Source organism: Adlercreutzia equolifaciens, assembly GCF_029076695.1.
GTDB lineage: Bacteria > Actinomycetota > Coriobacteriia > Coriobacteriales > Eggerthellaceae > Adlercreutzia > Adlercreutzia equolifaciens_A.
In genome coordinates this window covers 783,387-804,395 of sequence record NZ_JARFIK010000001.1, presented here as the reverse complement: position 1 = coordinate 804,395, position 21,009 = coordinate 783,387, and the positions used below count along the sequence as shown (strand labels likewise).

Annotated in this window: 22 protein-coding genes; 8 read left to right on the top strand and 14 right to left on the bottom strand. The window is 60.4% G+C overall.

All coding sequences use genetic code 11. The annotated features are described in order from the left end of the window. Nucleotides 1-200: 200 nt before the first annotated feature. Entirely contained in the window at nucleotides 201-1,067 is an 867-nt protein-coding gene (locus PZH32_RS03150) for a ZIP family metal transporter (protein ID WP_275206182.1), read from the top strand. 74 nt (nucleotides 1,068-1,141) lie between these two features. Here the strand turns inward: PZH32_RS03150 and PZH32_RS03145 are convergent, their stop codons facing one another. The 5 genes from PZH32_RS03145 to PZH32_RS03125 all read right to left on the bottom strand — a co-directional run bounded on the left by PZH32_RS03145 (nucleotide 1,142) and on the right by PZH32_RS03125 (nucleotide 6,611). After that, nucleotides 1,142-1,360 (bottom strand): hypothetical protein, encoded by a 219-nt coding sequence (locus PZH32_RS03145; RefSeq protein WP_275206181.1) that lies wholly within the window; start codon nucleotides 1,358-1,360, stop codon nucleotides 1,142-1,144. A gap of 19 nt (nucleotides 1,361-1,379) precedes the next feature. Then, nucleotides 1,380-2,303, bottom strand: coding sequence for a homoserine O-acetyltransferase MetA (metA, locus tag PZH32_RS03140; RefSeq protein WP_275206180.1), 924 nt, complete (start codon nucleotides 2,301-2,303; stop codon nucleotides 1,380-1,382). Between the two features lie 9 nt (nucleotides 2,304-2,312). After that, a complete protein-coding gene (locus PZH32_RS03135; RefSeq protein WP_275206179.1) occupies nucleotides 2,313-3,596 on the bottom strand; it encodes an O-acetylhomoserine aminocarboxypropyltransferase/cysteine synthase family protein in 1,284 nt (427 codons plus the stop codon). A gap of 251 nt (nucleotides 3,597-3,847) precedes the next feature. Then, nucleotides 3,848-5,473 (bottom strand): putative ABC transporter permease, encoded by a 1,626-nt coding sequence (locus PZH32_RS03130; RefSeq protein WP_275206178.1) that lies wholly within the window; start codon nucleotides 5,471-5,473, stop codon nucleotides 3,848-3,850. 265 nt (nucleotides 5,474-5,738) lie between these two features. After that, a complete protein-coding gene (locus PZH32_RS03125; protein ID WP_275206177.1) occupies nucleotides 5,739-6,611 on the bottom strand; it encodes a hypothetical protein in 873 nt (290 codons plus the stop codon). A 144-nt stretch (nucleotides 6,612-6,755) separates the two neighbouring features. Between PZH32_RS03125 and PZH32_RS03120 the strand changes: the two genes are divergently transcribed. Further along, on the top strand, nucleotides 6,756-7,457 hold the full coding sequence (locus tag PZH32_RS03120) for a helix-turn-helix transcriptional regulator (RefSeq protein WP_275206176.1): 702 nt from the start codon (nucleotides 6,756-6,758) through the stop codon (nucleotides 7,455-7,457). A gap of 65 nt (nucleotides 7,458-7,522) precedes the next feature. On the opposite strand, the gene PZH32_RS03115 is transcribed toward PZH32_RS03120, so the two are convergent. Further along, nucleotides 7,523-8,194 carry a hypothetical protein gene (locus PZH32_RS03115; protein ID WP_275206175.1) on the bottom strand — a complete coding sequence of 224 codons (672 nt, stop codon included), beginning with the start codon at nucleotides 8,192-8,194 and terminating at the stop codon, nucleotides 7,523-7,525. A gap of 289 nt (nucleotides 8,195-8,483) precedes the next feature. Between PZH32_RS03115 and PZH32_RS03110 the strand changes: the two genes are divergently transcribed. From PZH32_RS03110 to PZH32_RS03100, 3 genes are all read left to right on the top strand, one after another. Continuing rightward, nucleotides 8,484-9,095 carry an RNA polymerase sigma factor gene (locus tag PZH32_RS03110; protein WP_275206174.1) on the top strand — a complete coding sequence of 204 codons (612 nt, stop codon included), beginning with the start codon at nucleotides 8,484-8,486 and terminating at the stop codon, nucleotides 9,093-9,095. Further along, nucleotides 9,082-9,819: a hypothetical protein gene (locus PZH32_RS03105; protein ID WP_275206173.1), complete on the top strand. Its 738-nt coding sequence runs from the start codon at nucleotides 9,082-9,084 to the stop codon at nucleotides 9,817-9,819. The genes PZH32_RS03110 and PZH32_RS03105 overlap by 14 nt, the downstream gene beginning before the upstream one ends. Before the next feature lie 66 nt (nucleotides 9,820-9,885). Next, nucleotides 9,886-10,299 carry a hypothetical protein gene (locus PZH32_RS03100; RefSeq protein ID WP_275206172.1) on the top strand — a complete coding sequence of 138 codons (414 nt, stop codon included), beginning with the start codon at nucleotides 9,886-9,888 and terminating at the stop codon, nucleotides 10,297-10,299. Nucleotides 10,300-10,527: 228 nt separating this feature from the next. Here the strand turns inward: PZH32_RS03100 and PZH32_RS03095 are convergent, their stop codons facing one another. The 4 genes from PZH32_RS03095 to PZH32_RS14210 form a co-directional block, all read right to left on the bottom strand. Continuing rightward, the gene (locus PZH32_RS03095; RefSeq protein WP_275206171.1) at nucleotides 10,528-11,091 is read right to left on the bottom strand and encodes a hypothetical protein; all 564 of its coding nucleotides are present in this window, start codon (nucleotides 11,089-11,091) and stop codon (nucleotides 10,528-10,530) included. Between the two features lie 143 nt (nucleotides 11,092-11,234). Next, on the bottom strand, nucleotides 11,235-12,116 hold the full coding sequence (locus PZH32_RS03090) for a helix-turn-helix domain-containing protein (protein WP_275206170.1): 882 nt from the start codon (nucleotides 12,114-12,116) through the stop codon (nucleotides 11,235-11,237). A gap of 384 nt (nucleotides 12,117-12,500) precedes the next feature. Further along, nucleotides 12,501-13,025: a helix-turn-helix domain-containing protein gene (locus tag PZH32_RS03085; RefSeq protein ID WP_275206169.1), complete on the bottom strand. Its 525-nt coding sequence runs from the start codon at nucleotides 13,023-13,025 to the stop codon at nucleotides 12,501-12,503. Further along, complete coding sequence (locus PZH32_RS14210; protein WP_428994008.1) at nucleotides 13,022-13,207, bottom strand: DUF6036 family nucleotidyltransferase; 186 nt, start codon at nucleotides 13,205-13,207, stop codon at nucleotides 13,022-13,024. Before PZH32_RS14210 ends, PZH32_RS03085 begins: the two co-directional genes overlap by 4 nt. Before the next feature lie 102 nt (nucleotides 13,208-13,309). Here PZH32_RS14210 and PZH32_RS03080 point away from each other — a divergent pair, with 102 nt between their 5' ends. Both PZH32_RS03080 and PZH32_RS03075 read left to right on the top strand, forming a co-directional pair. Then, the gene (locus PZH32_RS03080) at nucleotides 13,310-13,825 is read left to right on the top strand and encodes an RNA polymerase sigma factor (protein WP_275206168.1); all 516 of its coding nucleotides are present in this window, start codon (nucleotides 13,310-13,312) and stop codon (nucleotides 13,823-13,825) included. Then, nucleotides 13,822-15,117, top strand: a complete 1,296-nt coding sequence (locus tag PZH32_RS03075; protein ID WP_275206167.1) for a hypothetical protein — start codon at nucleotides 13,822-13,824, stop codon at nucleotides 15,115-15,117. The genes PZH32_RS03080 and PZH32_RS03075 overlap by 4 nt, the downstream gene beginning before the upstream one ends. A gap of 51 nt (nucleotides 15,118-15,168) precedes the next feature. Here PZH32_RS03075 and PZH32_RS03070 read toward each other — a convergent pair whose 3' ends face one another. From PZH32_RS03070 to PZH32_RS03055, 4 genes are all read right to left on the bottom strand, one after another. Then, nucleotides 15,169-15,987 carry a spermidine synthase gene (locus tag PZH32_RS03070; RefSeq protein WP_275206166.1) on the bottom strand — a complete coding sequence of 273 codons (819 nt, stop codon included), beginning with the start codon at nucleotides 15,985-15,987 and terminating at the stop codon, nucleotides 15,169-15,171. 146 nt (nucleotides 15,988-16,133) lie between these two features. After that, a complete protein-coding gene (locus tag PZH32_RS03065; protein WP_275206165.1) occupies nucleotides 16,134-16,805 on the bottom strand; it encodes an HAD family hydrolase in 672 nt (223 codons plus the stop codon). Nucleotides 16,806-16,883: 78 nt separating this feature from the next. After that, nucleotides 16,884-18,167: a homoserine dehydrogenase gene (locus PZH32_RS03060; protein WP_275206164.1), complete on the bottom strand. Its 1,284-nt coding sequence runs from the start codon at nucleotides 18,165-18,167 to the stop codon at nucleotides 16,884-16,886. Nucleotides 18,168-18,956: 789 nt separating this feature from the next. Beyond that, nucleotides 18,957-19,352, bottom strand: coding sequence for a molybdenum cofactor biosynthesis protein MoaE (locus PZH32_RS03055; protein WP_275206163.1), 396 nt, complete (start codon nucleotides 19,350-19,352; stop codon nucleotides 18,957-18,959). A 288-nt stretch (nucleotides 19,353-19,640) separates the two neighbouring features. Here PZH32_RS03055 and lysA point away from each other — a divergent pair, with 288 nt between their 5' ends. Continuing rightward, nucleotides 19,641-20,996, top strand: coding sequence for a diaminopimelate decarboxylase (gene lysA / locus PZH32_RS03050; protein WP_275206162.1), 1,356 nt, complete (start codon nucleotides 19,641-19,643; stop codon nucleotides 20,994-20,996). Nucleotides 20,997-21,009: the final 13 nt, after the last annotated feature.

Genomic DNA, 21,009 nt, shown 5'->3' with positions numbered 1-21,009 from the left:
CGAACAACATTTCCAAAGGTCGCGTGCTCCGCCATAATGCGAGCACGCGTACGCTTCGCCATAATTCGGGCGGCTACGCGCTCCGCCATTGAATGCCCAATCTCTTACGAGACGCAAAAGAGGGGTTGCGCTCCGACGGGCTTGGGGGACAATAGAAGGCGAACCTGATAGTCAACATCGTATATTAGTTAGGCTCCCTCATGGATACTCTTTCGCCCTTTGTCTTCGTCACGCTGGTTACCTTGATTTCCGGTGCGGGAGGCACGGGCGTTGGCGGCCTGATTGGCGCGCTGTTCAAGAGCGAAACGAACCGTACCATCAGCTTGCTTTTGGCCTTTGCCGGCGGCGTCATGACGGCCATGGTGTGCTTCGACCTTTTGGCCGAGGCTGTGGATGCGGCGAAGACCATGACCGACCTGGGCGTTCTTATTGTCATTGGAGCCGTGGCGCTGGGTGTGGCTGTGGTGTACGTGCTCAACTACCTTATCGACCGCAAGACCCGCGCCGAGGTGTCGCACACCGCCGATGCGGCCCACCCCGAAACCCACGACGACATCGACGAGCTTATCCATGCCGACCACCTGAACATGCACAAGCGCCACAACGACTCGAAGCTCTCGCTGTTCGTGGCCGGCATTGTCATGGCCTGCGCCATTGCCCTGCACAACATTCCCGAAGGCATGACCATCGGCGCCAGCTTCGCCGTGTCCGACAACCTTATGTGGGGCACGGGCATGATCATGGCCGTACTTATCGGCCTGCATAACATTCCCGAGGGCATGGCCGTGGCCGTGCCGCTCATTTCCGGCGGTACGGGGCGCGTGAAGGCCACGCTGCTGACGGCCGCCTGCGGACTTCCCACCGTGCTCGGCGCCTGGCTGGGCTTCTGGCTGGGCGACATCGGCCCCTTGGGTCTGACGATGTCCCTGGGCTTTGCCTCCGGCGCCATGCTTTACGTGGTGTTCGGCGAAATCCTGCCCGAGGCCTACCTCATTTACCGCAGCAAACTGCCCGCCTTCGCCGTCATGGTCGGCCTGGCCCTGGGCATGTTCATGATCTTCATCTAAGCGCACGTAAGGCCTTCGACTCTTTCAGCCGAAGGCCTTACTCATTGATTGCGCGAGAGCTCTTTAGCCGCCGCCTACGCCCAGGGATCTTCCTGGAACAGGGGCTCGCGTTCGGCGGGACGATCGGAGTACGGATCATAGCCGTCGTCGTCCTCGTTCTCGGCACGGAGGAAAGGGTCGTCGAGCTTCCCCTCCCCGCGCTTTGCTTGCGCCGCCTTCGCTGCCTTTACCTGGCTGGAAAGCGGCTTGGTCACAATGCGCGCATGGGGGTCGCGCGCGGGATCGATGGCCATGGCGGCCTCCTTTCGCCCCCTACTCTTTGCCCGCCTGGGTGATGTCGTAGGGCGTGGTCTGGTACACGTAATAGTTCAACCAGTTAGTGTACAGCAGCTGGGCGTGGGAGAACCAGCTAGAGCGCGGCGTTTGGGCCGGATCGTCGTTCGGGAAGTAGTGCGCCGGCACGGCAATGTCCATGCCCTTGGCAATATCGCGGTCGTACTCGGCCTTCAGCGTATCGCGGTCGTACTCCGGGTGGCCGAACACGAAGAAGTTCTGCGAGTCGGTGGACTTCGCAATGTACACGCCCGCCTCGTCGGACACCGCAATGAGCTCCAAGTCGGGGTGTGCCTCGATGTCGGCCGCCTCCACCTCGGTGAAGCGCGAGTGCGGCGCCCAGAAACAGTCGTCGTAGCCGCGCACCAAAGGCGAGGTGGTCTTCACCAGCTGATGGTCAAACACGCCGAACACCTTATGATCCAGCGTGTGCTTCGGCACGCCGTAATGGTAGTAGATGCCCGCCTGAGCGCCCCAGCAAATGTGCAGCGTGGAATGCACGTGGGTCTTCGACCACTCCATGATCTCGCAGAGCTCCGGCCAGTAGTCCACGTCCTCGAACTCCAGCTTCTCCACGGGCGCCCCGGTGATGATAAGCCCGTCGAAATGCTGATGGCGCACCTCGTCGAAGGTGGTGTAGAAGGACTCCAGGTGCTCGGCGGCCGTGTTCTTCGATTGATGACTGGCCGTTTGTAGCAGCTCGATTTCCACCTGGATAGGCGTGTTCGACAGCTTGCGGAGAATCTGCGTCTCGGTGGTGATCTTCGTGGGCATGAGGTTCAGCAACAGCACGCGCAAAGGACGAATGTCCTGATGCATGGCGCGGTATTCCGTCATGACGAAGATGTTCTCGCTCTCCAGGGCCGCCGTGGCCGGCAGCGAATCGGGAATGCGGATGGGCATGGGCGCCCCCTATTCCACGCAGGCCAGGGCCTGGTCGATATCGGCGATGAGGTCGGCGGCATCCTCGATACCGCAGGATAGGCGGATGAGATCGGCGCCGATACCGGCGGCCGCCAGCTCCTCGTCGTTCATCTGGCGATGGGTGGCGTTAGCCGGGTGCAGCACGCAGGTGCGAGCGTCGGCCACGTGGGTGGCAATCTGAGCCAGCTTCAGGTTCGCCATGAACGTCTCGGCCGCCGCACGACCGCCGGCCACCCCGAAGCTGATGACGCCGCAGGAGCCGTCAGGCAGGTACTTCGCCGCCAGCGCGGCCTCGGCATCGCCCTCCAGGGAGGGGTGGCGCACCCAGGTCACCTTCGGATGAGCCGCCAGGTGCTCGGCCACGGTGCGTCCGTTTTCCGCGTGACGGGCCATGCGCAGGTGCAGGCTCTCCAGGCCCAGGTTGATGAGGAAGGCGTTCTGCGGCGACTGGATGGAGCCCAAATCGCGCATGAGCTGGGCCGTGGCCTTCGTAATGTAGGCGCCCTCCAGCCCGAAGCGCTCGGTGTACACCACGCCGTGGTAGCTCTCGTCGGGCTCGCAGAGGCCCGGGAACTTGTCGGGGTGCGCCGTCCAGTCGAAGCGGCCCGAGTCCACAATGACGCCGCCCACGGAAGCCCCGTGGCCGTCCATGTACTTGGTGGTGGAGTGGGTCACAATGTCGGCGCCCCATTCGATGGGACGGCACAGCACCGGCGTCGGGAAGGTGTTGTCTACAATCAGCGGCACACCATGGGCGTGGGCCGCGGCGGCGAAGCGCTCGATGTCGAGCACCGTCAGCGCCGGGTTGGCAATGGTCTCGCCGAACACGCACTTGGTGTTCGGGCGGAAGGCAGCCTCCAGCTCCTCATCGGAGCAGTGTGGGTCCACGAAGGTGCACTCGATGCCCATGCGGCCCATGGTGTGGGCCAGCAGGTTGTAGGTGCCGCCGTAAATGGACGAGGATGCCACCACATGATCACCTGCGCCGGCAATGTTGAACACCGCGAAGAAGTTCGCCGCCTGGCCCGACGACGTGAGCATGGCCGCCGTGCCACCCTCAAGCTCGGCAATCTTAGCTGCCACCGCGTCATTCGTGGGATTGGCCAGGCGCGTGTAGAAGTAGCCGGACTCCTCCAGGTCGAACAGGCGACCCATGTGCTCAGAGGTGTCGTACTTCCACGTGGTGTTCTGGTAGATGGGCACCTGACGAGGCTCGCCGTCACCGGGGCGCCAGCCGCCCTGCACGCAGGTAGTTCCAAGGGACTCGGTCATGCATGACTCCTTCTTCGGGAAACGAAAGCAGTTTGTTCCCCATTATAGGAAGCCGCGCCCCGCGCGGAACCGCCTCATCGGCCACGAACCATAGGAAGTTCCGCCCCGCCTCCATCGAAAATCCCGAGGGCGGCGGGGCGGAACCCGCAAATCATTCTTCAGCTGTGAGCCATCTCACTCGGGATAGGAGCATCTCGCGCTTTTCCCAGAGCCTCTTACTCCCCACGCCCAAGAGGGCGCAAGGGGCGTGCCTACTTCCCGCGCACCGCGTCGGCAGGATGGATGGTCATGGATTGGAAGCGGTCGGCCATGTAGGTATCGTTGAACTCGTGGTCGTAGAACTGTTGGATGGGGGTGTCCACCGGATCACCCGACAGGCGCTCGTACCAGCAATCGAGCGACTGCAGCGTCATGACGGCGTCCACCAAAATGAAGCAGGCCGCCACCGTGGTAAGCACGTAGCGCCAGTTCCACGGGATGAAATTCACCAAGCGCAGCATGAAGGGCAACAGCAGCTTGATCCACACCACGCCCAGCAGACCCCAGCAGGCCATGAACGGCAGGCAAGTACGGCCGCCGAACAGCGAGCCGGGCATGTTGGAGTAATCCCAGGCCACCGCGCCGAAAGCGTACTGCATGAACAGACTGGTCAGCGCCTCGAAGGCGCCGCCGATAACCGCCGCCACCAGGAAGATGATCACAAAGTTGCTCTTATGAAAGCGGTTGAGGAAGATGGTCATGAGCACCGCACCGCAGCCGTAAATGGGCGAGAAGGGCCCGAACAACAGCCCCGCACGATCTTGCCACTGCCCCGGCACCACGAACAGGAAGTGCACGATTTCCTCCATGAACAGGCCCAAGACGCTGGCCACCACGAAGATCCAGAACAGGTTGAAAAAGTTCAGAGTGATGTAGCCCCTGCCCGAGGGGTCGCGGCCGAGCGTACCCTCTTCGCCTTCCTTATGCTCCTCGGCCTCGCGCTCCTGGCGATGACGCCGACGCTCTTCCAAAAGGGACGGATCCAAGTAGCTTTGCAGGGCGATAGTAACCACTAGAACCACCAGGTAGAACACCAAGTCAATGCTCATGCCCTCAAGCATGATGGAGCACAGGCCGCCTAAGATGATCAGCACATACAGCCCGTAGGATATAAGCGCCGCCCAACGCCGCTTGTTCTGGAACATGCGCACGCCGAAGACGATGAACGTGATGGCCAGCGCCACCAGCACGGCCAAGTGCACGAAGGTGACCACAATGGTGGAGGTGCCCTCGCCGTGCATGCCTCCCGAGGCGAACATGGTTACCGCCTGGTAGATGGATTTCGCAATGCCCGGCAGCGCGGCGCCGGAGCCCACGATGAGCAGGACGCCGAAAATGCGCAGAACTACCGGCAGCCGCTTCTTGTCCACGGGGCTGGTAAACTCGGCGGCGATGGTGGCGGTGGTCTCATCGAAGGCTTGCTTCTTGTCGGCAATGCCGCGCTTGACGTCGGCGACAATCTCACTGGGATGTTCCACGGCGTGCACGGCGGCCACCGTCTCGTCGGCCGTGTGCTCCAGCTTGGCCTCCACAGCCTCGGCAATTTGCTCCGGATGGCGCACCTCGTCAACGGCTTCGTGCAGCTTTTCCTTGTCGCGCGCTACGTCGGCCTTCAGCTCGGCAGCGTCGTTGTGCAACTGGTCGTGCCACTCCTGGCGCGTTTCGGCAATGTCGGCCCGCTCGAATTCCACGGCGTCCTTCAGACCCTCTTCCACCTTCTCGGCCGCTTCTTTCGCCAGGTGCTCGGCCTTCTCAAGAGGGCTTTCGGCAGCCGCGTGCCCCGTTGCCTCGGGCGTCGGCTCGGTGGATTTCGGCGTATGTTTTTCACGGTGAGTCATGGCTTCTCCTCCCGCAGATTCCTATTCATTCAGCAGTATAGAAACCTCGCAGGGAAAAGATGACCACCGCACCCAACGTACGCCAACCCGCAACGCCCCCGTTGCGCAGCGGTTGAAGAGCGGCTACCTGAGGCCGTTGATAGCGAATTTGGGTTTTGCCGTCGGACTCGTCGACGGAAACGCGGTCGGCCACCTCGTCGAGACGTCGGTATTGCCCCTACAGCCCGCAGGCTGCGACACACCCCGCTAGCGCCCCGGCAGCATGCTAGACATCGGCCAGCTGGAGGGCGATGATCTCGCGAGGGTTCCAGTCGAAGTAGGCGATATCCATATCGGACAGGCGCAAGTGGTCGATGGCCTGGGGATCCGTGAACGAGTTGCGGTAAAGCAGGTAGCCGTAGCGGATGGTTTCCGCAGCGCCAGGCTCTACCACATCCCAACCGCCCAGCTCTTCCCAAAGACTGTTGGGGCTGTCATCCATCGCCATTCCGTGCATAGCCGCGATAACGCTATCACTCCCCCACATGCCCCAATTGAGCCAATCGCGCCGACCGACAAGCTGGTTATGGCGCAGAACAGGACGCGGAGGGCACTGAGCCTCGTCGGTGAGATTTTCCGCTCGTAGTTCCACAACGACAATGCGCACGTCTTCCTCGTCGTAGCGCTCTTCCATGATGCTCGCGTCGGGATAATGTGGGAACCACGCCGTAAAGGCCTCTTCGGTAAGGAGATGGCAGCCCGTCACCTGCACCGAGAACGCCGGTTCTTCGTAGTCCCAATAATCTTCCGCCATCACAGCGCGGCGATAGTCCTCCGTCTCTCGCTCCCACTGCTCAAGCAAATAGGGGCTTGCGTCAAGCTCGTAGCGTTCGCCCCTCGTAAGGCTATCGAGAACAGCGACCTCTCCGTAGGGCACGTCGACTACCTGGTCAGCTTCCCCGTAAAGACCGAATGAGATGGTCATGCCCGTGGGCGTCTCCTTCTTTTGCGGGGCGCGGGGATCGCCGGGAACGAAGTGCGCCGCCATCCAGAGAAGGGAAAGCGCCAGCACGGCGATGACCCCCACGCCTATGCATCGGCGAAGTGTTTGGCGATGACCTGCGTTCAGCGGCGCCGGAGATGTTTGCTCGCAGCTCATGGGGTCCTCCTCTCGGCGCGGTGCGTTTTCTTGAGGCCAAACCTAGCATGGATTCCCGCCAAAGCGCAATGGTGACGTTTTTCACCCTGGTGCTTTTCCCCTGATGAGGTAAAGTTTTTCTCGGAACACGAAGAAGGAGCGCCGATGATTTCTCTTTCCGCCGCCGTCATGCTGCTTGCCGCTCTGGCCGGCTTTTGCCTTGCCGCCCGCGCCGTGGCCCAAGCTTGCTTTCCTCCGCAAGCCGATAGCGCTGCCACGCGGCTGGCGGTGTACTGGTCAGTCGTCTGCCTTGCGCTGTGCATAGGGGTGCCAGCCATCGACGGCTTTCGCGCAAGCGTCGCAGGGGCGGTAGGGGAAATCGTGCTGCTGCTGGGAGCCGCTGGGGTGGCCTGGGGACTCGGGCGCTGGTGGCGCGATGCGGCCATGGAACGGGAGGCCAGCCGACTGCGCGCCCTCCCAGTGGAAACGGCCGCAGCCGGTACATCGCAAGTTGGCAGTACGCAGCACACTGACAGCACATTGCCAACTGGCAGCGCACTGCAAGCCGACGATGCATCACAGGCCAGCGCCACATCGCAAACCGACGACACGTCACAGTCCAATGACCCACCTCGGCCCTTCGACGTTGCCGCCCTCTGCGCCACAGCGGCACGCCGCTACGACCTCACCCGCCGCGAAGAAGACGTGCTTCGCCTGCTCGTCAAGGGGAACACCGCCGCGCAGATAACCGAGGCGCTCGTCGTGTCGCCCAACACGACGAAGACTCACCTGCGCAACCTCTATCGCAAACTCGGAATCAACCGCCGAGCCGACCTAGCCACCCGTCTCGGCCTCCCCCAGCAGTAGCGCAGATAGGGGAGGCCGATCGTAACGCAGGGAAATGGCGGACTCGTCGAGCGCAGCTCCGGCGACTACATGCCGCCAACGCAAAACTCCCCGATAACGGTTTTTCCGTCCTTGTCATAAACCATAAGGAGTTCGCCAGAAGCCTCTATGGCTGCCCGAATAGCTTGCTGCACATCTTTTTCCGCACACTCGGCGTTCCTCTTGGCGCCCGAAGCCCTCGACGCACCGCCTTCTTCACCGGCAATCAGCTGAGAAGCATATTCGACAATATCCTCGTTCGTCCCAGAGCCATATCGCGCCTCCTCGGCAATAGCGCCGACTTCTTCCTCACTGATCGCGTAGTCTTTTTCCTCCAGCGTGGATATAAAGCTCTCTCGGAAAAGACGATCCTGCTCTTCGGTCATTCTCACTGCCTCTTCCGGAGTAGAAGCTGAAGCTCCTTCGGCTTTTTCGAGCTCATCGCGATATACATAGCCCTCCTTGCCATTTGTCGCGACAACAAGAACCAAATCTGGCAACTCAGCGCTGAGTCCTGCTTCTACGCATGTCCCATAGGTAAGGCCGTTTTCGTTCATTTGGTACTCAGTCGTCTCTTCGGAAACTCCCGCTTCAAAGCTTGGCACCGCCTCAGCGAAAGGCGACACTGCGAGTACCAGCGCAAAACAAGCGGCTACCATCGATCCCATAGCTACTAGTGTTTTGCTTGCGGTTACTTTGGTTCCAGCTTCTGCCTTCATGACGTCTCCTCTCGCTATTTGGTGGTCGCATAACTTGCCATTTTCGATCTCTACAGCTAATCAATGAGAGCTCTCTTGCTTAATACACGTTTTTCGGTGCCTGCATATTTCGCACAGTGCGAAATATGCGAAGAGACTGTCAGGTAGCATTTATTTTTTAAAAAATTTGTTTTCCTAAAATATGCATCGATCCTTTTTCGTTTTATGACTTAGGAGGCTAAAGAGCTTTCTAGATCATTACAGGGAAGGTTGCAGGTTTTTGAAAAGCAGTCAATTCATAGAGGAAACAATGAGCGAATACCAAGACTTGGTATTCCGAGTATCCTGCAGCATCCTCAACTCGGCTTCATTGGCCGAGGACGTCACCCAAGAAACTTTCGTGCGTCTTCTCAAAACCGAGACCAGCTTCGAAAATGACGGGCATTTGAAGGGATGGCTTATCACCGTTGCACGCAATCTCTCCATTGACCACCTTCGACGCAACAAGTCATCACCTATCGACTACGTCGACATCACCGCCTCCAATATGCTCTTACATCTTATGGCCGAATCGGCACAGCCAGATGAGCGCAACCAAGAAATAGACACTGATCATTTTTTATGGCGCCATGTTGCGCAACTTGAATGCGCAGAACGAGAAGTGATCTATCTAAGATATGCGGAAGAGCTGACCGTAAAGGAAATAGCGGCGATAGTTGAAAGGCCTTATCCCACCGTTTGCTCCCTTCTATTTCGAGCGAGAAAAAAACTAAGGAAGGCCATTAACGCGGAACAAGAGAAACGAAAGGAGGGAAGAAACCGTGGCGACCCAAAAAAAGGCTCACTTCGAGAGATATCGACAGCAAACAAGGATGCTGAGATTAACTCCCGCTGCTCAAAGAAGAATTATGCAAACAATTAAATCGATAGAGCAGTCAGCAGGCGCTGAGGAGCCCGCCGCATCGGCATTCGCCACCTGGCCCGAACCGGACGCCAGGCAGCAAGCAAAATATCGTCGTCCAATTTCGAACTCAATAAAGGCTGCGGCGTGCATTGCAGCAGCTATTGGCATCATCTTCTTCGCTTTTCTGCCTCTCCCCTATCAACTTGCACCAGAAACAAAAGCCGTCGCCAACGCACCTGTTCTACCCCACCAGCGCATCCAGCTAAAAGTCGAATACCAAAACAGATATATTGTCGATGGAAAAGAGTTTACGAGCATTCCCGTCAAGCTCAATCTTCCAGTAGAGCCTGCCCAAAATCTCACTCTAGTCTTTCGCAATACCGGCAGCGTACTTTTTACGGCGAACGAACCCGTTACTGAGCATGACGCTCAAGCCGATACCACTATTCCCTTAGACACTCAAGGGTCGGTCTCCCTTTTTGCAACCGTCTGCACCGACCTTACTTCGACAGAAGAAGACCTATCCGCAGTTCCCGATGGGTGGACCTGGAACCCCACTGCAGCGATGCAAATCATTGAGAAATTAAGGTGGTGCGAGATAGCTGTCGTATCTCAAGGAAAGACGATTGGGGTCTATACCGTTGATTTCAAGGACTATCCCACGGTTCAAGAAGTGATTGATCAGCTCGACACCGTTTTCGGATTTCCGTACGTATGTTTTCCTCTAACCAGACAGGAGTAGCCATGCTTATAACACCCCTCTCCACGCATCAGCCGAACATGAGCCGGATCCATCCAGGCCAACGCAATGATCATTCGAGAGACTGGGCTACAAATTGTTGCAGCCAGCGGATGGACAGCAAATAAAAAGGCAACTACTTCCCTGACGGCCAGTGTCACCTCCAGTACCCTCAATCTGGGCTATCGCTCCCGCGGCAAAGTCGCTATCAAGGGTGTAGCAGAACAGCTTTCCTGCGATCCCATCAAGCTTCGCGCCCTCAAGAGCCAGTTACGCTACAACGAGAACGGCTTCACGCTCGGCACCTACGACGATGCGCTCGATCAAAATTACCCGGACCTCATCGGCATCATTGCCGATTCAGGAGTAGAAGGTTTCGCGTTCTATAGCCAATTCATTGCCGAAATCGAATCCGAGCGCATTCCCGTATACTCCGAAGATGGAATAACTGAAATCGGATTCTTCACTTTTGGGAACAAGTAGCAGGGAAACTTAAATAGTCCTACCCCCAGCAGGCGATGAAGATGGCGATGCCCATGAACACGGCGGATAGGCCCAGCACTGCGATGACGTCGTTCAGCCTTTCCATAGCTCCTCCTCGTGGATTAAGCTCCCTCGATGCCGTTCGTCTCTCTATGGGTTAGACGTTTCAGCGACTCAATTTGTTGCGCGCTTCGAGGAAACTCCACAAGCGGGAGCCGTGCAGCGGCCCTACTGAGCGTAGACGTCCGTGCTTATGGGAATCTGCTGGTTGTGGCTACACCACTCGTTCCATGGGTCCTCCGCCGTCGGAGGCGAGACGGCGTAGGCTACATCGTAGGAGTACCAAACCTCATGGCGCAGCACCGTGCCGCCCTCTTTCTCTATGGCCTCATCGACGCGCTTCTCCATTACCGCAAGGCTGTCCGGCTTTCCCAGCTCGTCTCCTGGATCAACAGCGGCCGAGATATCGTGGTCGCCGGAATAGGCGATAACCGTATCGAGGCTCTTGGGCAAATCGCTGGGGTCGACGTAGAGCTTGAACGTCTTCTCCTCGTCGCCCATGCGGTAAATGATGCTGGTGTAATTCGGATTCTCCCAAGGCTCGTTCCAAAGCGCCCCGGAAAACCTTTGCTGCGACACCCAGATAAGCCCAACAACAATCAGCACGAGCGCCGCCCCGCAAAGAGCTCCTTTAAGCGCAATGATGGCGCGGTCCGACCGCTGCGCCTGCGCATCTCCGCTCTGGCTCGCGCTGCGCTCCTGGCGCTGCCGCTCATTCTCGTCCATGGGCATGGGGGCTCCTTTGCTCGTTTTCCGCCCTCCACGCTACCATAACCGACTCGACGTACAAGCAACGGTTGTTAACATGTAACGCTGACCTGGTAAATCTTCGCTGATTGCTGCATCGCCACCGCGCAAGCCCCCGTGTCAGCACCTCACTCGGAGTCCTCGTCCCAATCGTCGCCGAAATCGAGGTCGAACCATTCTTCGGCCCATTCGTTGACCTCCGGGCGCTCCTTGGCCTCTTTCTTGCGCTGCTCGAGGGTCCCCATGGTGTGAAGATTCGTCACGGTGAGACGCATGAACTCTCTGCCATAGTGCGCCGTACCCTGGTCGAATTTCTGCAGGCGAAAGGACTGATCGCCATAGTGCAAGTAGAGAACTCCATCGAGCTGGCCCAGGAAGGACCAGACACTCGAAAGACTTGCCCAACCGACGGAAGCGCCTTCTTCATCCTGCAGCTCGTACAAGTTAGGATCAGCAGTAGCGACGAAGCGTCCATTGACGGGGTTGTGGCTAGGGGCGCCAAAATCGGCCAACTGCCACAGGCCGCTGTCCTCTTCCGTCAATCCGAACGAGGCATACACCGGATTTCCGGGATCGGCGATAGAGCCGTAGGTGCCCTCGAGATCAAAACCGTTTTCTACGCCGTCCATAAACCTACTCACCTGAAGGAACACCGCCCCCACCGCTACCGCCACAAGAGCTACAGCGCATACGGCTATGAGCACTCGTTTGGTGCGACGATAGACGGTATCCATGTGATCGTTCTGGGCGGCCCGCGCCTCCAGCAAGCTGGCACGCAGCGCGAGCTCCTGGGGATCGGGGGTCGGATCAGCGTCGGGACTCTTGCCCAGCAGCTCGTTGGGAGTTACCTCCAGCGCCTCGGCCAAGGCTCGCAGGGTATCGGCGTCGGGAACCGAGGTGCCGCGCTCCCACTTCGAGACGGTCTGGCGCACCACGTGCACTTGCTCGGCCAGCTCGCCCTGGCTCATGCCGCGCTCCTGGCGCAGCCGCTTGATCTCGTCTTTTAGCATGGGAGGCTCCTTCGTTCGCGGCTCGCGGATCCTGGAACGTGGCCTTCCCGCCCGTCCGCCGCCTTTCTGCAAAGGCAACCGCTTTCCGTCCCCCACGCTACCACAACCAGCCCGACGCACAAGCAACGGTTGTTAACACGCAGCGCTGATCTGGGAAATCTTCGCCGCCTACAGCGTTACCACTACCGTGCAGGCTCCCAGTGCCACCGCTCCTGCCGTCAGAAGAATCGCGCCCAGCAATGATGCCATCATGATCATCAGCCCCTTTCGCAATCGCTTGCTTTCCGTTTTGCTGACCCCATCATGACAGCCCCGCCTTACGCCCCCTGCACGCGCACCTTACGGATTTGTTGTTTGAGAGCGCACGCAGCCTCAAGCGCCCCCCTAAAGGGCTTCGACGTAATTCAGAATGCGTCGTGCCGTACGGCGACTCACTTTAGACGCGTCCCCCTTGTGGAGGAAAGCGTAGACGTTCCCTTTATTGAGACCAAGCTCCTTACACAAGCGATAGACCGTCACGTTCTTTTCCTCCATAAGAACACGCAGCTTCTCCCCCATGAGGGCAACAACGCGACGATCGTTTACAACCGCTTCGCGTTTTGCCCGATAGGCGAGCCATACTTTGCGATAGCGCTCGGGTGCGGCCTCGGATTGCACATACGGCTCTATTCCGCCCGCGCCCTCAATCTCGCGGGCGGCACGCGCGTATTCGGCCTCGAGCCGCGTGTTCCGAGCCAGCTCAGCCAAGTAGCCTTCCTTCCCCTGAGCCGCCGCGAAAGCCATAACCACCTCGGAAGCCGCTGGGGCATCGTCCAAAACCGCCTGCAACAGCTTGCGCAAATTGTCAGTCGACAGCCCCGATAACTCCCGGCAATAGGCCCGCAGAAAGCCCTTAAATGTCAGATTCACTTCCCCGTCCTTCCGCGAAAGCGCTGATACGCACCGACCATCTCCCTATAACGGCGCTCGGAAAGCGCCGAGGCCTGTGCCTCATCGGGATCATGTACAAGGCGATCGAGAAGCTTCCAATCTATTCGCCCAGAAGCTGCAGCGTTGTTTGTCCACAGAAGACTCCTATCAGTATTATTCAAGTTGAATAATACTATATAACAACTTTTTCAACTTCTTTCCCAATTGTGCAACTTTGTGATGTGTCGTTTCGTTTTATGGTGTAGAGGGAAAGGAGCGACCACTTGCAAGACGAGTTCGAAGATATCGTTCGACGCGAAAGCGCCACGGTGTATCGGCTGGCGTTCAGCCGGCTGCGCAACGCTGCCGACGCCGAGGACGTGTGCCAAGCGGTATTTCTGAGGCTCCTCAATGCCGACCCCGTTTTCACCGACGCTGACCACCGACACGCGTGGCTCCTGCGCACCACTATCAACTGCTGTGCTGACGTCCGCCGCTCGGCATGGCGGCGGCGCGTCCACGTCGGCGAAAGCTCCCGGTCGGCGGCCAGACAAGCGCTCAATTGCCAATCCCTCCGACAGCATCGCGAGCAAATGCAGCGAGACGAGCTTTCCGCCCGCATCGACGCCGCCATGGAGGCGCTCAGCGAAAAGCAGCGAACCGCCGTTCACCTGCACTACTTCGAAGGGCTGTCCGGTGACGAGATTGCCAACCTCACCGGAGACCGCCCCTCAACGGTGCGGTCGCATCTGCGCCGCGCCCGCAAAACTCTCGAACGATTGCTAGGAGACGCCCTATGACTTTCGACGACAAATTCACCCGCGCCTACCAACACGCCGTGGAAACAGCACCCACACCCGAAGGACTCGCCGACCGCACGATAAGAGCAGCGACCTTGAAAGACAGTCGTGTGGAGACGGGCCGCGGCCCGTCTCCACACCCCCTGCGCAGGGGGCGCACGACACATCGACTTGCCCTAGGCGGCGCCTGCGCAGCAGCCCTCGCCCTGGTGCTCGCAGTCCCTTTGGTGCTTTCGGCATTTGACGGACTGAAGGCTCTAGCGCCCCAAAACGCCAACGGCGATGCTCCAGGCGAGAACGCCGCCGTCGAAGTTTCCCCAGCCGACAGCAACACCGCAGCCCCCAAAGCCCCTCCCCTTCTACCTGGCCTTACCCTGCGAGCCTATGCGGCCGACGGAAGCCCGATCGCCCCTCCCCCCTGGTTGCCGAGCGGCAATCCTTCATGGAGCAAGCCTTACGCAGAAAGCCACAGCGAAACAGTTGCCCGCTTCTACCCCGGCGGATCAAGCGGATCGGGGGCAGACACCATGTGGCCCGAGCCAGACGGCTCGATCACTACCGCCCTCTTTGGAAGTGAGACGTTCACCGTCGAGGGATCGAATATCGAACGCGTTCAAATTCATATTTCCCGAGGAGAACTTTTCCTCCAATCGATCGACCAGAATGTCGTCGGCGACGATCGAGTAGGGGAAGAAGGGCTCGACCCGCGACTGAGAGGCTCACTCGAGCACTACGAGGACTGCGACGCCCTCGGCTCATACTATTGGGCCGACCAGGACGCGGACGGATCATGGTACACGCGAGAAAACGTGTTTCGCATGAAGCGCATGGGCAGCGTTATCGACCTGCGTAAAAGCGAAGACGACCGCGTAGGTACTCGCGATATCCAGTTTGGCCTTTTGCAACTTGCCAACACCCCGCAAGCAGACAATCCTCATGAGATGACAGAGAACAACTTCGCCGAAACCCTCGAATGGCCTCGTCAAGGCATTGAGGGCACGGTTCTCACCGTTACGGCCACCTTCGACGACGACACCTGCCGGACACAAGTAATCGAAATCAAACAGGTTGACTGTGTATACGACGAGCGCGTCTCGTCAAACGAGCCCGTCCGCCTTTACGAGGGCGAGGAGCTAACCGAGAGCGAATGGGTCGATAGGGTCACCTATGGCGCTCTTGTCAGCGAAACGGACGACTCCTTCCCTTACGCCGATCAGCTGGCCAACGAGTACGCCGACGATGTAATGCCGCCAATGCCGACCGATTCACAGCCCTACGTGGTTGTTGAGTAAGTAAAAGTGGCTTCGGGGCATTCAAGCGTTTTCGACCTCAACGCTGTCGAGCTAGTCCCCGTAGGGGATGACGCCGGTGAAGGGGTAGGTGCCGTCGGTGGCTATGAGGAGGTAGTTGTCGGCGCCGCCGAATTCCTCGTCGGAGGCATCGATGACGTACACGTTGGCGAAATGCTCCCGCAAGCGCTCCACCTGCGAGAACAGGCGATACATGGCATCGCCAGTGTATTCTGCCACGCAGTTGGCCATGAGCAGGCCACCTGGTGACAGGCAGGCTTTGGCTGTGGTGGCGCCCTCGTCGCTGGCGAAAAACGGCACGGCCTCGCGACCGACGAAGGCATCGATGATGATGGCGTCGTAAGGAACAGCCCCTGAAGAGGCATCTTGGGAGAGAGGCTCTTCGAACGGGGGCACCTCCACGGGGGCTGCCTCAACATCGGCAGCCAGCCCCTGAACGCGGCAGGCTCCTCGTCGCAGGAAGGCCTCGCCGTCCTCGGTGAAAATGCTCAGATCGCCAGCGCGGCCTTCTTCATCCAGCTGCGCTTCTAGGCGATCGAGGAAGAACTCCTGTCGCGCAAGGTCAACCATAGCGGGATCGATCTCCACCACGTCCAGCTGCACGCCGGGATGCGCTACCAGCAACCGCTTAGGGTAGGCAAACCCCGCTCCGCCGATCATCAGCACGCGCCGCAGCGTTAGCGTCGGCTGCGCCTCAAACATGTGGTCGAAGGAGCGCAGGTAGGCGAAGGGGCACTGGGCCCAGCGTTCATCCAGGTAGGTGGCCGACTGCAGCACGCCGCCCACATTCAGCATGCGCACCAGCGAGCCGTCCTCGGCCGGCATGGCGTACACCGTCGCCTCCCCGAACATGGTCGGAAACGTCTGACGACCTCTGCCGCGCATCTTTTCCCAGAGCCCTGATGACACTGTCAGCCTCCATCATCCGTAAGCGCCTTCGCCTGCGAGATAGTCTTCCTTTGCTTCACCGCACTCAACGGCACCGGACAAGGCGCTGCTTACCTGCTTGCCCGAGCCAGAAACTCGTCCACATCCAGCTGGGTGAAATCCTCGAAGTAGATATCGGCGCGCTCGCGCAGCGCCTCCCGGGTGCCGGAGATGTCGTTGTCGTAGATGGCCGCCGTGCGATAGCCCGCGCCGCGCAGAGTGTCCAGGGCATAGGCCGCATCCTCAAATCCCCAGGTGTGGGCGCGGTCGGTGCCCAGAAAGCTGCGGGCGTGGTCGTACACCGTCGGCTCGCGCTTGCTGGTATTCAAATCGTCCACCGACACGATGGCCTGCAAGTACGGCGTGAAGCCGCAGCGATCGAGACAGGCGCGCAGCATATCGGGCGAGGTGCTGCTGGCCACCGCCAGGGGCACGCCGCGCCCATGCAGTGCACGCACAAATGCCAGCGCCCCAGGCCGTGCCTCCACCTCGTTGGCGTAAAAGGCACGCATGCGGTCGAAGATCATGGCCATGACGGCCTCGGTGCTCTCCCCCAGCCCGCATTGCTCGTGCATATACGCGCTGGCCTCTTCCAGCGACATGGTGGTGATGGCGTCGGCATCTTGGGGCGTCAGGGCAATGCCGGCCTCGGCGCACAGCTGCCGATCCACCTCGTGCCACGCCTCCATGGAATCCACCAGCGTGCCATCGCAATCGAAGATGACGCCGATCTGCTCCTCCATAACCGCCTTCGCTCCTTCCACCAAAGAGGGCGGCCTGCGCCGCCCTCGAACACTCCACTGGCAAGATTACCTTACTTGCTACTCCTCCACGCGAATGACGCTGGGCTCGGCGAGCACCACGCCATCCAGGCTGAGCGCCTCTTCCAACGCCTCGCGAATGTCGCGCTCGCGGCAACGGTGGGTGACCACCACCTGATCCACGCGCTCGGCGCCGGAACGACCGCGCTGGACGATGGACTTCACCGAGATGTTGTGGCGCGCGAACACACCGGCCATAGTCTCCAGCACGCCGGGACGATCAGTCACCGAGAAGCGCAGGTAGTAGCGCATGACCAGGTCGTCCATGGGCAGGATGGGCAGCTCGTCGGTGCAAGTGCAGCCCACGATGGGCGCCACGCCCTGCTGAATATGACGGGCCACCTCCAGCACATCGCCCATAACCGCGCTGGCCGCAGCGCCCGCGCCGGCGCCTTCGCCGAAGAACATGGTCTCGCCCACGAAATCGCCCACCACGTAGATGGCGTTGAACACGCCGTTCACCGTGGCCAGCTGGTGCGTTTCGGGAATCATGGTGGGATGCACGCGCACGTCGATGCCGTCTTCCTTGCGATGGGCAATGGCCAAAAGCTTGATGACGTAGCCCATGTCGCGGGCCGCCTCGATGTCCACGGGGCTGATGTTGGTAATGCCGTCGGTGAACACGTCGTCCAAGGTCACACGCGAGTTGAACGCAATGGAGGACAGGATAGCAATCTTCGCCGCCGCATCGAAACCGTCCACGTCGGCCGACGGATTGGCCTCGGCAAAGCCCTTCTCCTGGGCCTCGCGCAGGGCGTCGTCGTAGGACAGGCCGTTGTCGGCCATGCGCGTGAGCATATAGTTCGTGGTGCCGTTCACAATACCCATGACCGTCTGAATCTCGTTGGCAATAAGCGAATGCTTCAGCGGATCGATAATGGGAATGCCGCCGCCCACGGACGCCTCGAAGGCCAGCTCCTTGCCAGCCGCCTCGGCCGCCCCCATGACCTCCTTGCCGTAGGTGGCCATAAGCGCCTTGTTGGCCGTAACCACGTTCTTGCCCGCAGCCAAAGCACCCAGCACCACATCGCGGGCCGCGGTGGTGCCGCCGATGAGCTCCACCACAATATCGATGTCCGGGTTGTTGATGATGTCGTTGAAGTCGGTAGTGAAGATATCGGCCACACCATGGGCCTCAGCCTGGGCAATTTCGCGGGAGCACACTTGGGCCAACTCGATATCAATACCGAAGTGGCGCTTGAAGGCCTCCTGGTGCTTCTGAATGATGTCGATGCAGCCACCGCCCACGGTGCCGGTGCCCACCAAGCCAATCTTCACTGCCATGCTACGTCCTCTCAGGATCGTCAAACGTCTCTCGATTGGACGATTATAAGGGCAGTTTGCACGAACAGGCACCAGGTCAAGGGAAAAGACGCGCCCAAGCGGGGAAGGGCAGTTCGGCAAAATTGCCGCCCCAACTCTTGGCGCCATAGCGGGCGGGACCCGCACCCTCTCGCGAGCAGCATCCGCTCAAGCAAGCGGGAGCTGGCCCCGCGTTCGGGGCCCAGCCAGGTGAAGGTTCCAATATGGGGCGGTTTGGTTCCCCGACGCTCTCGGCGACGACATTCCGACCTGGGGTTTTGCGGCGCAGGGGAACCAAAGCCCCGCATTCTGGCACCGCGAAGGGTACCAAACCACCCGTTCCTGGAACCTAGTTTAGGAACGGAGCGCAGGACCCTTAGGGACGGGACGCAGGATCTTCAGGAACGGAGCGCAGGACCTTCAGGAACGGAGCGCGGTGCCGCTTCTTGCCCCGCTGGAGCAGCGGGCGGGGGCGGCATCCCCGGAGGGCACGCGTCCATCCTTGGCGCCGTAGCGGGCGGGGGCGGTATCCCCGGAGGGCACCGTCTGAACACCAAAAAGAAAAGGCGGCCGTAGGCCGCCAGGTAAAAGCATGAGGGAGCGCAGCGCACGAGCGAAGCGAGCAGCGGAGCGGCGCGTGCCCGGAGCGGGATGCCGCCCCCGCCCGCGGACGACCCGGAAAACCAGAGCGACCCGCGAGCAAGCCGAAGGCGAGCAAGCGGGAGCCGTCATCCCGCAAGCGGCGTCCGCCCAAGCAAGCGGGAACCAGCCCTACGCGAAGATCTCCTTCTCCACCACCAGCTCGTTCTTGATGTGCCCCACCAGCTTCTGCAAGGCATCGATGCAGTTGGGGCGGATGTCGGCGCCGATGAGCACGTACATGAGGGAATCGCCCACCTCGCAGCGGCCCTCGTTCAACCAGGTGCGAACGTAGTAGACGCCCGGCCAGGTAAGGGCCTCAGCCTCGGCGGCGGCCAGGCCTTCGGCGTCGTAGGAGAACTCCACGGCCACCACTTCGCCCAAACCTTCCACGCCTTCGCGCACCTGGGCCTTCGGCGTGATGCGCACCACGCCGTTATGGGTGAGGAACATGCCGCACTGGGCCGCGGCCGGATCGGCCTTGGCCTCGCGGAGCCACTGATCGACGGAGGGTTCTTGCTTTGCCATGGGGCAACCTTTCTCGCAAACGCCAATGATCGCTTCAAAGTCCAGGCTTCAGCTAGACTATATTGGCTGCCGAGAATAATACCAGAGTTCCCGCTGGGCGCCCGCTTGTTTTTCCTCACGGCGATTTAACGGGTCAGACACACAAATATGACCTCGATGCTGGTACTATAGGCGCCATCTTTGACACACCGCCGAGGCCTGGCCGCAGGCACGGCCCCGCAACACCGAACAACCTGGGCGCCCCAAGTGCATTGCCGCTGAGCGCCCCTTCATCAGAAAGGATGCTCCATGTCGCTTCCCGCTTCCGACCTGACCAAGCAGCCCGACAACCGCACCACCATGGAACTGGGCGCCGTGCTGCCCGAGACTGCCGAAGTGCGCGACGACCACCTGTTCATCGGCGGCGTCGACATGGTGGAGCTGGCCCGCGAGCAGGGCACGGCTCTGTACGTGTTCGACGAGGCCGACCTGCGCCATCGCATGGAAACCTACCGCGAGGCCTTCCGCAGCCGTTACGAGAACTCCGACATCATCTATGCCTCCAAGGCCTTCCTCAACAAGGAAGTGGTGCGCATCGCCAACGCCGAGGGGCTCTGCCTCGATGTGTCCGGCGGCGGCGAGCTGGCCTGCGCCCAGGCGGTGGACTTCCCCATGGAGCGCATCTTCGTGCACGGCAACAACAAGACGCCCCAGGAGCTGGAAGAGGCGATTGCTGCCGGCGTGGGCCGCATTGTGCTGGACAGCCGCATCGAGCTGGCGCGCGTGAACGAGATTGCCGGACGCTTGGGCAAGGTGCAGGACGTGTACATGCGCATCACCCCCGGCGTGGAGGCCGACACCCACGAGTACATCCGCACCGGCTGCGAGGACTCGAAGTTCGGCTTCACCATGCGCGAGGACTTCGCCTTCAAGTGCGTGGCCGACGTGCTGGCCGCCGAGAATGTGCGCCTGGTGGGCCTGCACTGCCACATCGGCTCGCAGATTTTCGCCCTGCACTCCTTCCGCGAGGCCGCGGCTGTGATGGTGGAGTTCATGGCCCGCATCCGCGACACCTACAACCACGAGATTACCGAGCTGGATCTGGGCGGCGGCTTAGGCATTGCCTACCTGGCCGAGCACCAGCCCTCCACCATCGACGACTTCGCCGAAGTTACCTGCTCGGCGGTGCGCGATCTGTGCGCCCTGCACAACCTGCCGCTGCCGCGCCTTCTGGTGGAGCCCGGTCGCAGCCTGGTGGCCAACGCCGGCGTCACCTTGTACACCGTGGGCATTCTGAAGACGCTGCCTGGCATTCGCAAGTATGTGGCCGTGGACGGCGGCATGTCCGACAACATCCGCACGGCCCTGTACCACGCCGACTACGAGCCCACCATTGCCAACAAGGCCGGTCAGCCGCGCACGGAAATTGTCACCCTGTGCGGCAAGCACTGCGAGAGCGGCGACGCCGTGGTTATCGACATGCCGCTGCAGACCCCCGAGCTGGGCGATATCGTGTGCGTCTTCGGCACCGGCGCCTACAACATGACCATGGCCAGCAACTACAACGGCCAGCCGCGCCCCGCCGTGGTGTTCGTGAAAGATGGCGAAGCCCGCGTGGTCACCCGTCGCGAAACCTACGCCGACCTGTACCAGCGCGATATCTAGGGACTAAGAAGCG